We start from the raw sequence: 15,051 nt of genomic DNA, 5'->3' as shown, positions 1-15,051 counted from the left end.
TCACTCTTTCTTGACGGTGTTGTCTTCAGTTCCAGGTGACGTGGCGGCCGATCAGCACTACGGCGGCGGTCTCGGCATCGCGGGCATGCGCGAAGGCCTCGGCCACGCGGGGCAGGTCAGCGTCATCTTCAACCACCCAGGTCTTCACGCCCATGCCGTGCAGCATGGGCTCCATCAGGCGCACCATGCTGCGACCGGACTCGGCCATGGTGTGACCGACATTGCTGGCCTCTCGGCCAAACTGGCCGACGAAGAACACCATCGGAATGCCGGCATCCAGGCACGTGGCGCGCAAGGTGTTGGCCACTTTGAACATGCCCTGGTTCTGCACCATGAGGAAAGGCTTGGCTCCCCCGATGTAAAGCCCCGTCGCGGTGGTCAGGGCCTGGTCTTCGGCGCACGCCAACACCGACTGGATGCCTGACGCTTTTTCAAAAATTCGCTCATGCAAGGCGAACTGCACAAAATCCGGCACCGTGACGGCATGGGTCACGCCGACGGCTTGAAGGGACTGCAACAGCCCGCTGGCACTGGGGCCGCCCGGTGGGTTGGGCACCAGCAGGGCGGATGGTGGGGTGGGTTGATTCATTCGATGTCTCCAGATGGTTCTCTTGCGCGACCGGCGTGGACGCGGTTTTCAGGGACTGGTGCCGCTGGCCTGCTGCGGCGTGTCAAACAGGTGGATGAAGTTGCGAACGGCGGTCGTGTCATTGGCGACGGCTTCTCCGCGCTCAAGGGCTTCATCTAGCGTGGTTTGACCGACATACAGCCGTGCCCAGGTTGACAGGGACAGCTTCAACACCGCTTCCCCTGCTTGCGGTGTCACGTTGCGCTGGAATTCGCACACACCACAGCGGACCACCAGCGCATGGCGTTGGCCCTTGTCGCTCAACTCGATCACCAGGCGTGCACGTGTGTCCAGTGCGCGCTCAGCAGCCAGGCGCACGCGCATAAAGTCGATGTAACGTCCCGGATCCAAAGCTAGGATGGCTTCTACCGGAGGCAGCACCGATGCTGGAGGCTTGATTTTTCCTTCCTGCTCCAGTGCCTGAGCGAGGCAGAAATGGCGTGCAATGGTGCCAGGAGCGCGGTAAGCGATTTGCCGTAGCATGTCTGCCTGTGCCTGGGCGTAAGCCCGGTTGTCGGGCTCACTGGCGCAGAGCCAGCCAGCCAGGCGATTGGCCCAGACCAGGTCGCCCTCGTCTCTGGCATTTTGGAATTGCCGCATCACGACCTCGGCACCGCCGAAACCGGCGACGATGCGGCGTGCTTCTTCGTCTTGCGGCATGCGGTGGATGCTGGCTGCATCGCCGTCAAACCACCCGAAGATGTGGTGGTAAAGATGCAGAGGAAAGTAGAAAAACTCGCTGTATATCTCTGCGTTGTTCGAAAACTGTGCCAGATGCCGAGGCAGCCTGACGTACTCCTTCAGCTGGTCGGGAGACAGGCCTTTGTTGATGCCTCGAAGGGTCTGGTCAATCAGGTAGCTGATTGCATCCATGTAGAGGTTCAAATCGTCGCGCACCTTGTCACGCCCCACCACCGGCAAGGCATGCGTGTTGACAAGGATCTCCGGCTCCAGATCCCGGATTTGCTGCAAGCCATCCCGCCATGAACGGGGATCGCGGAACACATCACCGCGCAAGGTGTAGAAGTTGAACAGACTGGGCCACAAGAAATTGTTGTAGACCAGCTTCATCTGCGGCACCCAGGTGGTCAGCGTGTCCTCCGAATCCGAGAAATGGCGTGTGAAGAATTGCATCTTCAGCCCGGCCACGGTCATTTCCTCGCCGTCGTGGACCAGGTGCGTGGCTGGCACCGTGCCCTTGGGCTTGTTGGGCGGGATGATGGCGGCCAGTCCGGTGTCCGGTCCTTGCGGTGGAAGATGCAAAGCAAACTGCCGCTCGTAGCGCGCGGTCAGGGCTGGAACCGCTTCGGGGAATTCACCTCCTGAGGCAAAGCCGGTGGCAATCTCGGTCAGATACCGGTTGACGTCATGGTGCCCAATGATGATCGCCTCCGGTGAGTCCTCCACAAAGGGCCGCGTGCCATGCGCATAGTGGTTGTGGCTGTAGACAATGGCCTTGATGGGGCGCTGGCTTACCTTGCGGAATTCGGCCAGCGCGCGCTCGCCATCCTCCAGATCGTCCCCGGTGTCGAAGATCACCAAACCTTCAGGCGCATCGATCATGACGCGGCTTGAAATGCCGATGCCCACCAAGTTGTAGACCTTGGGGGCGACCTCGATCATGCGAGGTGTCATTGAAAATGTCGCTCCAATGGCCTTCAGGGTGGAGGTGGCGACACGCGCGCCGCGAGGGCCATCGATGAGCGGAATATCCATGCCGCGGTAGCGGCTCAAAGTGGTGTTCATGGGTGAGACATGGCAGACGCGATGGAAGCCTTTAACGCCACGCTTGCAGCACGGCGCGTCCCAAAGCAGCGTCGCCTTCCAGCGTGACCCCTTGGGCCAGGGCTTGGTCGGCGTCGATGTCGCCGGCCACCAGGGCGCCCCAGACTTGCGAGGTCAGCACCACACTGACGTCAGCCTGAGCAGGTGCGCCGGTCTGCACCACGACTACGCCATTGCGTAGTCGTAGTCCGAAGTCGGTGGCACCGATGCGCAGCGCCAGTTGACGCTCGCCACCAGCGCTCAGACCCGGGTCGAGGCGAAAACGCAAGGCGTTGACATAGGTGCCGGGCGGCATTTGCGCCACCATGGTGGCGTTGACAAAGCGCACCGGCAGCTTGTGGGTGTCCACCGCCCCTTCAAGTTCGCGGGCCTGCGTCAGGAACCACGAACGGGTGTTGGCCGCCGTCGTGACCTGACCCATAGCGCGCAAGGCATCGGCCTTCAGCTGACTGGCCAGGGTCGAGCCAGGCTCGGTGTGCAGTGCTGCGGTGGCCAGCTCGGCGGCCCAGGCAAATTCGCGCCGAGCCATGGCGGCCTGGGCTTGAGTCACCACCGAGGCTACGCCGCCAGCCAATTCAGTCCAACGCGCGTGGGCCTGGGTCCGCGGCAGCGCGTGAAGCTCGACTGTGTCGGTGCCAAACCAGCCGACCAGACCGGTGTAGATCTGGCGCACATAAAAGGGCAACTCGCCATAGAACTGACCGGTCAGGCGTCCATTGGCCAGGGCATCGGGCAATTGCACAAAGGCCACCAGCTCATCGGGAGAAAGCCCCATGTTGATGCCGCGGCAGACCTGGTCATAGGTGAACTGGATGCAGTCGCGGTATTCGGTCACAGCCTGACGAATGGCCTCCTTGCCGGAGATCGGTACACCATGCACGCCCACCAGGTGCTCGGGCTCCAGCGCCAGGATGCGGTCCAGACCCGGCAACAGGCGCAGGGGGTTGCGGAACATCTCGCCACGCAGGGTGTAGATGTTGAACATTACCGGCCAGGCGATGTTGTTGATGACAGTCTTGTGCTCGGGCAGCCAGATCAGCACGGTGTCTTCGCTGTCGGCAGGCGCATCCCAGAACTGGAAGCGCACGCCGTCGATGACCGCTTCTTCGCCGTCCGCCATGAGCCGGTTGGGGCGCACGAAGCCGGAGGTGGGCTTGTAGCGGTCCAGCTCAAAGAACACCTTACCCAGGCCCTGGTTGGGCATGGCATCGGGCCCGTCGGCGGGCAGGAAGAAGCCAAATTGCATGGCCACGCGCCGGGTGAGGAAAGGTGCCAAATCACCCACGGTGCGCGACATGACCTGAAGCATGTCCTTGTGGCCGTATATCGGAACTTGGTCATCCTGGCCGGCCGGCACATAAGTGCGGGAACCCAGCGCATAGTGGCCGTGGGTGTAGACCAGGGCGCTGACAGGGCGATCGGTGACGGTGCGGAAATCAGCCAGCTGTTCCTGGGACTGTTCAACACAGTCGCCAGTGTCGACCACGATCATGCCGCTGTCACCCAGGATCATGGCCGAGTTGCCCAGGCTGGACCCCATCTGGCAGTAGATGCGGTCAGTGACCTTGTGCAGTGCGCGCTCGAGTGTCTTGCCGTGCGCTATCAGACGGGCATTTGCCACTTCGCCACGTGAACCGGTGCCCAGTTCAACGGGCGAACCCATGTAGGCATTGCTGCGTGTATCCATCGTTGTCTCCTACGCTTTGTAAATTGCGAGGAAGTATCTGGCGATGGATCAAATAGCACCAATATCAAAATCCTGTCCCCCCTATGCCTGAAAAACATGGGGCGGGTTTCAGGCCGGGCTGAGAAGGTGTGACGGGAAAAGTGACGCTGCGCAGAATAGGTTTTTTTGCGCCAGAAGGCTCAGACCTTGCGACCGTGCCAAAGGCCCTTGGTCCAACGCGCCGTGACCAAGCGTTTGACTATGTCATAGGTTGCTTGTCCAGCATGACTCAGTGGCCGCGATTCGGGATAGCCCATCGAGACCATGCGCCCCAACGAAGGCTGGACAATTTCCTGGACCGTGGCACCGCGCAAACCTCCGTTGTCCTTGATGGAGGGCCAGTTCGAAATCGTGGCGGCCATGCCTGAGCGCACAAAGGCTGCAATGACGCCCATGGAGCGCTGCTCGTAGGTTGGGTTCAGGCCATGTCCCAGTGTGCTGGCCATGTGGTCCAGGTATTGGCGCAAATGTGTTTCCTTGGGACCAACCACCAAGGGAAAGCCACAAGCCTCTTCAAAGGAAATGGTTTTGCGCTTGTCTTTGGCCGCCAGTTTGCTTGCGCGTACCAGGTACAGGTTCTCGATGAAAAGCGCCTCGTGGTGAAGGCCAGAAATCCGTTCAGCGTCGTAGATAACACCGAAATCCACCAGACCAGTCGTCAGCATGTTTGAGTTTTGAAAGCTGAAGCCGTCTACCACCTGCAAATCAACCAGCGGGATATCCCTCTTACAGGTCTGCACCACGGCAGTCACCAGGTCGTTGCCCGCCATTGAAGGCACGGCCATCGAAACCTTGCCCTCTGGCGCTCTGGCTTCGCCGCGAATATCTGCGCGCGCACCATTAATGCGATCGAGAACCATGTGGGCAAGGGTATAGAGACGATCACCGGACTCTGTCGTGGACACCCCGTCGGCATGCCGTACCACCAAGTGTTCATTAAGCGCCTCTTCAAGGAGCGTGATCTGGCGGCTGAGCGAGGGCTGCGCTACATGCAATGCGCGCGCAGCGCCACTGATGCTACGGTGCTCAACCACACTGACGAAATAGCGCAGCTGCCGAAGAGTAAGCAATGAATCCAGCTGGGCCATGCTCTAAACCAGGGTTGATGATCAAGAAAAGAAGATACAGCGAAGATAAGGCTTCGCTCGCCCCCATACGTCTGGATTCTCCATCGAGTATCTCCTGCGTAGACAGGTTTTTTCATGTGCGGTCAGTCAGCAGCTTAACCAGGGACGTCTGCAATCAGCCTGAATCCGACATCCAACCCCTCCACAACCCTATGCGTCGTCGCGGCCCGTACGTTCGCCCATTCCGCGCCATTCCGTGCGGCGGCATGGTCACTTTGGCGACGCTGAACCGGGCCACTCCCATTGCTCGTCCCCCGCTCGGCATCTAGGCTTGCGGGCTCAAGGAGAGTTGCACCCTTATGCGCCCGCATTTCAAGTTCTGGCCCCGCCGCCTGCCGCATTCCATCACCCTGCCATCCACCTCGCTGTGGGACAACCTGGCCATCAGCGCCCGCCGCTACCCGGACAAGGCGGCGCTGGTCTTTTTTGGCCGCTCACTGAGCTACCGGCAGTTGGTGGACGGCGCCGAGCGCATGGCTGCCCGGCTGGTGGCCCTGGGGGTGCAGCGGGGCGACCGGGTGGTGCTGTGCATGCAGAACTGCCCGCAGCTGGTGATGGCGCACTTTGCCATTCTGCGTGCCAATGCGGTGGTGGTGCCGGTGAACCCCATGAACCGGGCCGAGGAGCTCAAGCACTACATCACCGACCCTGACACCAAGGTGGCTTTCACCACGGGCGACCTGGCCCCCGAGTTGGCCAAGGCCAGCAATGCGCTGCACCCGTCCGAGCGGCTGGAGCACCTGGTGGTGACGCAGTTCACCGACGCGTTCGATGTGGATGTGGCGGGCCCCGATGCACCGCCCGAGGCATGGACGCAATGGCTGGGCACCCGGCATCCGCTGCCCGTGCTGGACGGTGGCCAGGCCCATGCCTGGGTGGATGCGATGGCCTGCACTGATACCCCCCCGGCGCTGGCGGTGGGGCCGGAGGACCTGGCGCTGCTGCCCTATACCAGCGGCACCACGGGGCTGCCCAAGGGCTGCATGCACTTGCACAAAAGTATCATGCACAACGCAGCGGCCAGCAGCCTGTGGGGCAATGGCTCGGTCGACAATGTGACGCTGGCCGTGGTGCCAATGTTCCACATTACCGGCATGGTGAGCGTGATGCACACGGCGATCTATGGTGGCGCCACATTGGTCATCATGCCCCGGTGGGACCGCGGCCTGGCCGGGCGCCTCATATCGCGCTATCGGGTCACCACCTGGACCAACATCCCCACCATGGTCATCGACCTGCTGGGCAGTCCGAACTTTGCAGACTATGACCTGTCGAGCCTTGTCTACATCGGTGGTGGCGGCGCGGCCATGCCCCAGGCGGTGGCACAGCGCCTGCTGGAGCAGTACGGCCTGCGCTACTCCGAAGGTTACGGTTTGACCGAGACGGCCGCGCCATCGCATTCCAATCCGCCCGATCACCCCAAGCAGCAGTGCCTGGGTATTCCGTTCATGAGCACCGATGCGCGCGTGGTCGACCCCGACACGCTGCAAGAGGTGCCCGTGGGCGAGCAGGGCGAGATCATCATCCACGGCCCCGAGGTGTTCGATGGCTATTGGAAGCGGCCCGATGCCACAGCCGCAGCCTTCATCGAATTCGAAGGCAAGCGCTTTTTCCGTTCGGGTGATTTGGGCCGCATGGACGAGGACGGCTACTTCTTCCTCACCGACCGCTTGAAGCGCATGATCAACGCGAGTGGCTTCAAGGTGTGGCCCGCCGAGGTCGAGGCGCTGATGTTCCGCCACCCCGCCATCCAGGAGGCCTGCATCATCGCCGCCAAGGACAGCTACCGGGGCGAGACGGTGAAGGCCGTGGTGGTGCTGCGTGCGGCCCACAAGGGCAGCGTCTCAGAGCAGCAGATCCTCGACTGGTGCCGCGAGAACATGGCGGTGTACAAGGCGCCGCGCATCGTGCAGTTTGTCGATGCATTGCCCAAGAGCGGCAGCGGCAAGGTGATGTGGCGCGCGCTGCAGGAGCAAGAGCAGTCCGCGTAGCTGGCCGCAGGATCTCCAGAGGCCAACAAGGGCTGCCGGTGTCGCCATCGGCAGCCTCTTTTTTTGCAGCTGGGCTCAGGGCGATGCCGAGGTCAGCTCGCCCAGGTCTCGCTCCAGCAGGGCGGGGTCGCCCAGTTGCAGCTCGATCAGGCGGCGCAGATGGGTCACGCTGTCCAGGTCGATGGCGTGGCACAGCAGGCCGGTGTGCAGGCCTTGCATGTGGGCCACTTCGGTGGACATGGCGATGTGGTTGCCGGTTTCGGCCAGGGGAATGGTGATCTGGCAGAGCATGCCGGGCTCCAGCTCGGCCTGCGCGGGTATCGTGATCAGCGCGCCTTTGAGGGACAGGTCCAGCACATGCACGCTGAAAGCATCACGGGCGGTGGTGAGCAGGGCTGGCGCATCAAAACTGACGCGAACGAAGTGGCGGCGTTCATGGGGCATCGCAGTCTCCTGGGCGAAGCGTGGTGTTGGCACATGCTACTCCACCCGCACATCAGAGGAATCCCTTTGGTGCTTTTGTCAAGCATTCTGTAACATGACGTTTCTACCGTTGATGGAGTCAGACTGTGAGTCCACGCGTGTACCGGGTGGGGCGCCGATGTGTCGGTTGGCTGCGATGGAGTGTGGTGCTGTTGCCCATGCTGTGGATCGGTGCTGGCGCGTCTGCGGCAGTGCTCACTGGGCCGATACAGGCCGTGGGGGTGGCCGTTGCTGGCCGGGCCGGTGCAGATTTGCCCCGTGCCGTGGTGTTGTGCCGCCCAGATAATTTGGCGCCGGGTGATGGTGGGGCATCGCTGATGCTGTGGTGGGGGCTGGCGGGGTTGTTGATTTTCAGTCTGCTGGCGGTGCTTGTGGTGATGCTGCTGCGCCGCCAGGTGAAAGACCGCACCCGCCACCTGCAAGACAGCGAGCAGAAGCTGGCCACCATATTGGACAGCGTGGGCGCCTTCATCTACATCAAGGGCCGGGACTACCGCTACCAGTACGCCAACCTTCATACGCTCAAGCTTTTTGACAAACCGGCCGGCGAGGTCGTCGGGTTTGGCGACAGCAACCTGTTTGATGCCGCCACGGCTGCACAACTGCACGCCAACGACCGGCGCGTGCTGGAGGACGGCGAGACGTTGGAGGCGGTGGAGGTCAACACCCAACTGGGTAACGGGGAGACCCGGGTGTATTTGTCCGTCAAGCTCCCGCTGCGCGATGCCGACGGCGCCATCCATGCGCTGTGCGGCATTTCTACCGACATCACCGAGCGCCGCAAGGCTGAGGAGTCGCTGCAGCTTTCGGCTACGGTGTTCGAGTCGTTCGAGGGGATGATCGTCACGGGCCCTGACAAGCGCATCCTCAAAGCCAACCAGGCCTACGCGCGCCTGACCGGCTACACGGTGGAGGAGCTGGTGGGCCAGACGCCCCGGATGTTGCAGTCCGGGCGACAGGATGCCGCGTTCTACGCCAATATGGACGGCGTGCTGCAGTCCACCGGCATCTGGCAGGGAGAGCTGTGGAACCGGCGCAAGGACGGCACGGAGTACCCGGCCTGGATCACCATCACCACCGTGCGCTCGCCCGGCGGCGACATCACGCACTACGTGGGCACCCAAACCGACATCTCCAGCCGCAAGGCGGCCGAGGAGGAGATCCGCCTACTGGCCTTTTACGACCCGCTCACGGGGCTGCCCAACCGCCGCCTCATGACCGACCGGCTGCAGCACAGCATGCAGGCCAGTGCCCGCTCGGGCACCGGGGGGGCGCTGCTGTTTGTCGATCTGGACAATTTCAAGGACTTGAACGACACCCAGGGCCATGGACTGGGTGATCAGTTGCTGCGCCAGGCGGCCGACCGCCTGGCGGGCTGTGTGCGCCAGTGCGACACGGTGGCGCGCCTGGGGGGCGACGAATTCATCGTGCTGCTGGAGGGGCTCAGCCTGAACACACACGAAGCCGCTGCACAAGCCGAAACGGTAGGGCGCACGGTGCTGCAGGCCTTGAGCCAGAGCTATGAGCTTGACGTCATGGAGCACCACAGCTCCTGCAGCATCGGCATCGCCCTGTATGCCGATGCCGAGGGCTCGGTGGACGAGTTGCTCAAGCATGGCGACATGGCGATGTACCAGGCCAAGGGAGCAGGGCGCAACACCCTGCGGTTTTTTGATCCGCGCACCCAGGCCGATGTGACCGCGCGCACGCTGCTGGAGGCGGGGCTGCGCGAGGCGCTGCGCGAAGGCCAGTTCTTGCTGTACTACCAGGCGCAAATCAGTGCGCAACATGGCGTGCTGGGGGCAGAAGCCCTGGTACGTTGGCAGCACCCCGTGCGCGGGCTGGTTGCACCGGCCGAGTTCATCCCCGTGGCCGAGACCTCGGGCCTCATCGTGCCGCTGGGGGCGTGGATTTTGCGCACCGCCTGCCTGCAACTGGTGCAATGGGCGGGCGCCCCGGCCACCGCGCACTGGACGCTGGCCGTCAATGTGAGTGCGCGGCAGTTTCGCCACAGCCATTTCGTGGACGAGGTGTTGGGCGTGCTGGAGGAAACCGGCGCCAACCCCCAGCGCCTGAAGCTGGAGCTGACCGAAACCGTGTTGCTCGACGATGTGGAAGACACCATCGAGCGCATGGAACAACTGCGCCGCCACGGCGTGGGTTTTTCGCTCGACGACTTCGGCACGGGCTATTCCAGCCTGAGCTACCTCAAGCGGCTGCCGCTGGACCAGCTCAAGATCGACCAGGGCTTTGTGCGTGACTTGCTGACCGACCCCGACGACGCCAGCATCGCCCGCACCATCGTGACCCTGGCCCGCAGCATGGACCTGGGGGTGATCGCCGAAGGCGTGGAAACCCAGGAGCAGCGGGACATGCTGGCCAACCTGGGCTGCGACACCTGGCAAGGCTATTTGTTCGGGCGCCCTGGCCCGGTGGCGGCCCTGCAGACCATGGCGGTGCCGGTGCCTGGCGCGTGAGCAGGGTGGTACAAAAAGTATCCAGATTACTCCTGTTTTGATAGCTGTTTGCGCTTGATATATAAGCGCTAGCTGCCATTTTTGCTTGTAAAATTTCGCGGCATCTCATGCCTGGGTAGGCATTTGTCTGTCGCATCTATCGCCATTGGCTGACATGGCCCGCAGGCCCTGCGCGATAAGGTACGCCAAGCCTTGTAACAAACCCAGGCCACCCGCCGTCCGCACCGTTTTGTGCGCCTCGCGTGCTCCCCGCAGGCCTGTCTTCAGGAGTCCCCCATGAAAAACAACACCATCACCACCATTCGCCATCTGGCTGCCGGGGCCGCAGCCGCGCTGTTGCTGGCAGCCGCAGGCGGCGCCCACGCGCAGGCCTACGTCAATGCCACCGTGGGGGGCGAGCTGGCCCCCGGTGTGTATGGCCGCATCAACATCGGCAATGCGCCACCGCCGCCGCTGATCTACGGCGAGCCCGTCATCATCCACCGCCCGGCGGTGGTGCTGCCGCGCTCGCCGATATACATGTACGTGCCTCCGGGCCATGCCAAACACTGGGGCAAGCACTGCGTGCGCTACAACGCCTGCAACCAGCCGGTGTATTTTTTGCAAGAGCCGCCACCACGCCGGGGCTACGCCTACCAGGCCCCGCGCGGGCGTGACGACCACCGCTGGGACGACGACCACCGCCATGGCGGCGGCAAACATGACCGAGGGCATGGCCGAGGCGATGACCGCGGCAAGGGCCACAAGCACAAGGACTGATGTAGCGCCATGCGCGGCGGGGGCCCAGCGGTTAAGCTTGGGTTTCTATGGCACAAGTCACCTTTTCCCCTCCGTTCACTACCCCTTCCGAAGTCGCCAGCCAACTGCGCCAGGGCGGTTATGCCGTGCTGTCCCCGGCGGCGGTGGCCGAGTGGGTGGGCTGCGATGCATCGGCATTGATGGACCTCAATGGCGACTGGGCTGCGCTGCCACCCGATGATTTTTTGAAAGACGGTGGCCGCTACCGCCGCCGCCGCCATGCCTGTTTTGTGGTGCAAAGCGGGCAGGTGCAGCAGGCCCCCCACCGCGCGCACTGGCAGCCCGTGGAATACAACGCGCTGCACGGCGGCATGGAGCGCTGGTTTGCACCCATGGAGCCCGCCATCGTGGCCAAGCCCGTGTGGCGGCAGTTGCTGGCCGCGCTGGCGGGTGTGTCTGACGCCGTGTTTGCCGGGCCGGATGCGCCCGCGCCCTGGTTTGTGGAGGCGCACCAGTTCCGCATTGACACCACCGACGGCATCGGCCGCCCCACACCCGAGGGCGCGCACCGCGATGGCGTGGACCTGGTGGCGGTGTTTCTGGTGGGGCGCGAAGGCGTGAAGGGCGGCGAGACGCGCGTGTTTGAAGCCACCGGCCCGAGCGGCCAGCGATTCACGCTCACCGAGCCCTGGTCACTGCTGCTGCTGGACGATGCGCGCATGATCCACGAATCCACCCCCATCCAGCCCCTGGCCGAGAACGGCCACCGCGATACTTTGGTGGTGACTTGCCGGCGTGGCAACTTCCAGGGCGCCGACGTGGTGGGGCAGGTGCCATCCGCTGCTTGAGCGCTTGGGATTTGATGCGAATCAAGATGCGCGGTATGGTGGCAGTTCACACTGATGCCCATGGCCGGGCCACAAGCCTGGCCTCACCCCTCACTTAAGGAGAAGCACCATGTTCAAGCACATTCTGGTTCCCGTCGATGGCTCCAAGACCTCGATGCTGGCCGTATCCAAGGCCGCAGCCCTGGCCAAAACCTTCGGCAGCGCCGTGACGGCGGTGTATGTGATCGACCCCTATCCCTTCACCGGCGTGGGCGCCGATTTTGCCTACGGCCAGGCGCAGTACATCAGCGCCGCCACCGCAGAAGCCAATGCCGCCCTGGACGCCACCAAAAAGGCCATGGCGGAAGCGGGCGTGCAGGCGAACGCCCTGATAGGCGAAGGCCACGCGGTGCACGACGGCATCCTGCGCGCGCTCGAAAGCTCGGGCGCCGATCTCATCGTGATGGGCTCGCACGGCCGCCGAGGTCTTGAAAAGCTGGTGCTGGGCAGCGTCACGCAGCGCGTGCTGGGTGTGGTGCACATTCCCGTGTTGGTGGTGCGCGACTGAGCGTCATCCATCCCCCATGAAGAACGGCTCCGAAAGGAGCCGTTTTTTATTTCAGTTCTCGATGACGCCGCAGGCGACTCAGCAGGGGGTCACTCAATCTTTGCGCCAGATGCCTCGACGATACCCTTCCACTGCGTGTATTCCTTCTTGAGCAGGGCGCCCAGTTGCGCGGACGACATGGCCTCGGGCTCGGCGCCCTGGGCGTTGATGGCGGCCTTCATGTCGGCCGTGGCCAGCAGCTTGTTGATCTCGGTGTTCAGCGTGGCCACCACGTTGGCGGGGGTACCAGCGGGGGCGAACACGCCATACCAGGTGCTCACGTCAAAGTCCTTGAAGCCCGACTCGGCCACGGTGGGCACGTCGGGCACGGACGAGCTGCGCTTGGCCGAGGTGACGGCCAGCGGGCGCAGTTTGCCCGACTTGATCTGGCCCATGGCCGAGGGCAGGGACGACACCACCAGGTCCACATTGCCAGCCAACGCATCCATCAGCGCGGGGTTCGATCCTTTGTAGGGGATGTGGCTGAGCTTGACGCCCGCAGCTTGCTCGAACAGATGGCCTGCCAGGTGGATGGACGTGCCGTTGCCGGGCGAGCCATAGGTGATGGTGCCGGGCGCGGCCTTGGCGGCGGTTACCACGTCGGCCAGGGTCTTGAACTTGGAATTGGCGCTGGTGGCGATGACCACGGGCGTCCAGGCCACGTGGGCCACGGCGGTCAGGTCTTTGGTGGGGTCCCAGGGCAGGTTCTTGTAGAGCCAGGGGCCGATCACCAGGTTGTCCTTCTGGCCCATCACGATGTCGTAGCCCGTGGGCGCGGCCTTTGCGGCCTCGCCGATGCCGATGGTGCCACCGGCACCGGCCTTGTTGTCGGCCACCACGGTCCATTTGGCGCTGTCGGTGAGCTTGGCGGCCACCAGGCGCGAGAGGATATCGGTGCCGCCACCGGGCGGGAAGGGCACGATCAGGCGGATGGGCTTGTTGGGGTAGGCCGCCGCTGGTGCGGGCGCTTGGGCATGGGCCGTGGCGCCCAAAGCGAAGGCGAGGGCGGTGAACGAAAGCAGGGTGCGAATCATGGTGAGAGATGTCTCCGTCGGTTCAGGGGGGTGCGGGCAGCCGCCAGGTGGCTGGCGCTGCTCGGCTGATCTGGGTCAGCGGGCACCAATGATCGCTGATCCCCTGCGGCACCCGCCTTGCCAATAGCGGGTGGCAGCATCGCGGGTGGCGATGGCGGCCTGCACACCCGCTGGCAGCGCGTCAGGTCAGATGCGCTCGAAAATCGCTGCAATGCCCTGGCCACCGCCGATGCACATGGTCACCAGCGCATAGCGGCCCTGCACGCGTTGCAGCTCGTGCAGCGCCTTCACGGTGATCAGCGCGCCCGTGGCGCCGATGGGGTGGCCCAACGAAATGCCCGAGCCGTTGGGGTTGACCTTGGCTGGGTCCAGGCCCAGGTCCTTGGTCACCGCGCAGGCCTGGGCGGCAAAGGCCTCGTTGGCCTCGATCACGTCCAGGTCGTTGACCGTGAGACCCGCTTTTTTCAGCGCCAGTTGCGTGGCGGGCACGGGGCCGATGCCCATGTATTTGGGGTCCACGCCTGCGTGGGCGTAGGCCACCAGGCGCGCCAGGGGCTTGGCGCCACGGGCCTTGGCGGCACCGGCTTCCATCAGCACCACGGCGGCAGCTGCGTCGTTGATGCCCGAGGCGTTGCCTGCGGTCACTGTGCCATTTTCTTTGATGAACACAGGCTTGAGCTTGGCCATGTCCGCCATCGTGGCGCCGGGGCGGAAGTGCTCGTCAGTGGCGTACAGGACGTCGCCCTTTTTGCTCTTCAAGGTGACGGGCACGATCTGGTCCTTGAACACACCGGTCTGCGTGGCGCGTTCGGCGCGGTTGTGGCTTTCTACCGCCAGCTTGTCCTGGTCTTCGCGGCTGATGCCCCACTTGGCGGCAATGTTCTCGGCCGTCACACCCATGTGGATGTTGTGGAAGGGGTCGTGCAGCGCGCCGATCATCATGTCCACCATCTTGGTGTCACCCATGCGGGCGCCCCAGCGCATGTTCAGGCTGGCAAAAGGCGCGCGGCTCATCACCTCAGCACCCGCGCCGATGGTCACGTCGGTGTCGCCCAGCTGGATGGCCTGCGCCGCCGACACGATGGCTTGCAGGCCCGAGCCGCACAGGCGGTTCACATTGAACGCAGGCGTGCCTTCGGCGCAGCCGCCGTTGATGGCGGCCACGCGCGAGAGGTACATATCCTTGGGCTCGGTGTTCACCACGTGGCCGAACACCACGTGGCCCACGTCCTTGCCTTCCACGTTGGCACGCGCGAGCGATTCGCGCACCACAAGCGCGCCCAGCTCGGTGGGCGGAACATCCTTCAGGCTGCCGCCAAAGGTGCCAATGGCGGTGCGCACTGCGCTGACGACGACGACTTCACGGGTCATGGGGAGGTCCTTTCGGAAGAGGTTTGAATAAAATTGGCTGCTAGCGCTTATCCATCAAGCGCTAATAGCTATGAAAATAGGAGTAACTCGGGTTCAGGCGTCCCGCACATCGGCCACCGGGTTGGTGCCGAAGTCCGCCCGCTCCAGCCAGTCGAGCACGCGGGTGGCGGCTTCGGCAGGCGATGTGAGCTGGCCACCCGTCTTGAGGTTGGCGAAATTCTGGCGGTCCGGGAAGGCGGCCGGGTCGGCGCCGCGCA

The 15,051-nt window shown here is 63.6% G+C and carries 12 protein-coding genes and 1 pseudogene; 5 read left to right on the top strand and 8 right to left on the bottom strand.

Annotated elements, in window-relative coordinates; genetic code table 11:
* Positions 1 to 25: 25 nt before the first annotated feature.
* The 4 genes from Q0105_RS09370 to Q0105_RS09355 form a co-directional block, all read right to left on the bottom strand.
* On the bottom strand, positions 26 to 589 hold the full coding sequence (locus Q0105_RS09370) for a thiamine pyrophosphate-binding protein (RefSeq protein WP_298211061.1): 564 nt from the start codon (positions 587 to 589) through the stop codon (positions 26 to 28).
* 48 nt (positions 590 to 637) lie between these two features.
* Entirely contained in the window at positions 638 to 2,374 is a 1,737-nt protein-coding gene (locus tag Q0105_RS09365) for an alkyl sulfatase dimerization domain-containing protein (protein WP_298211059.1), read from the bottom strand.
* 31 nt (positions 2,375 to 2,405) lie between these two features.
* Complete coding sequence (locus tag Q0105_RS09360) at positions 2,406 to 4,100, bottom strand: alkyl sulfatase dimerization domain-containing protein (RefSeq protein ID WP_298211057.1); 1,695 nt, start codon at positions 4,098 to 4,100, stop codon at positions 2,406 to 2,408.
* A gap of 179 nt (positions 4,101 to 4,279) precedes the next feature.
* Complete coding sequence (locus tag Q0105_RS09355) at positions 4,280 to 5,227, bottom strand: LysR family transcriptional regulator (RefSeq protein WP_298211055.1); 948 nt, start codon at positions 5,225 to 5,227, stop codon at positions 4,280 to 4,282.
* A gap of 338 nt (positions 5,228 to 5,565) precedes the next feature.
* Here Q0105_RS09355 and Q0105_RS09350 point away from each other — a divergent pair, with 338 nt between their 5' ends.
* On the top strand, positions 5,566 to 7,257 hold the full coding sequence (locus Q0105_RS09350; RefSeq protein ID WP_298211053.1) for a long-chain fatty acid--CoA ligase: 1,692 nt from the start codon (positions 5,566 to 5,568) through the stop codon (positions 7,255 to 7,257).
* Positions 7,258 to 7,332: 75 nt separating this feature from the next.
* Here the strand turns inward: Q0105_RS09350 and Q0105_RS09345 are convergent, their stop codons facing one another.
* The gene (locus tag Q0105_RS09345; protein ID WP_298211051.1) at positions 7,333 to 7,701 is read right to left on the bottom strand and encodes a PilZ domain-containing protein; all 369 of its coding nucleotides are present in this window, start codon (positions 7,699 to 7,701) and stop codon (positions 7,333 to 7,335) included.
* Between the two features lie 125 nt (positions 7,702 to 7,826).
* On the opposite strand from Q0105_RS09345, the gene Q0105_RS09340 reads away from it, so the two are divergent.
* From Q0105_RS09340 to Q0105_RS09325, 4 genes are all read left to right on the top strand, one after another.
* Positions 7,827 to 10,217, top strand: a complete 2,391-nt coding sequence (locus Q0105_RS09340) for a GGDEF and EAL domain-containing protein (RefSeq protein ID WP_298211049.1) — start codon at positions 7,827 to 7,829, stop codon at positions 10,215 to 10,217.
* Between the two features lie 276 nt (positions 10,218 to 10,493).
* Positions 10,494 to 10,976 (top strand): hypothetical protein, encoded by a 483-nt coding sequence (locus Q0105_RS09335; protein ID WP_298211048.1) that lies wholly within the window; start codon positions 10,494 to 10,496, stop codon positions 10,974 to 10,976.
* Between the two features lie 47 nt (positions 10,977 to 11,023).
* Positions 11,024 to 11,803, top strand: coding sequence for a 2OG-Fe dioxygenase family protein (locus Q0105_RS09330; protein WP_298211047.1), 780 nt, complete (start codon positions 11,024 to 11,026; stop codon positions 11,801 to 11,803).
* Between the two features lie 109 nt (positions 11,804 to 11,912).
* The gene (locus Q0105_RS09325) at positions 11,913 to 12,350 is read left to right on the top strand and encodes a universal stress protein (protein WP_298211046.1); all 438 of its coding nucleotides are present in this window, start codon (positions 11,913 to 11,915) and stop codon (positions 12,348 to 12,350) included.
* Positions 12,351 to 12,439: 89 nt separating this feature from the next.
* Here the strand turns inward: Q0105_RS09325 and Q0105_RS09320 are convergent, their stop codons facing one another.
* The 3 genes and pseudogenes from Q0105_RS09320 to Q0105_RS09310 all read right to left on the bottom strand — a co-directional run.
* On the bottom strand, positions 12,440 to 13,423 hold the full coding sequence (locus Q0105_RS09320; protein ID WP_298211045.1) for a tripartite tricarboxylate transporter substrate binding protein: 984 nt from the start codon (positions 13,421 to 13,423) through the stop codon (positions 12,440 to 12,442).
* A 186-nt stretch (positions 13,424 to 13,609) separates the two neighbouring features.
* Positions 13,610 to 14,794 (bottom strand): beta-ketothiolase BktB, encoded by a 1,185-nt coding sequence (gene bktB / locus Q0105_RS09315; RefSeq protein ID WP_298211044.1) that lies wholly within the window; start codon positions 14,792 to 14,794, stop codon positions 13,610 to 13,612.
* A 93-nt stretch (positions 14,795 to 14,887) separates the two neighbouring features.
* Positions 14,888 to 15,051 (bottom strand): annotated as a pseudogene (locus Q0105_RS09310) (short-chain dehydrogenase); the annotation flags it as partial.

This window comes from Acidovorax sp., assembly GCF_027492855.1.
In the GTDB taxonomy this organism is placed as follows: domain Bacteria; phylum Pseudomonadota; class Gammaproteobacteria; order Burkholderiales; family Burkholderiaceae_C; genus Acidovorax.
The sequence above is the reverse complement of the archived record's forward strand: the minus strand, read 5'-3'. Positions and strand labels throughout refer to the sequence as shown.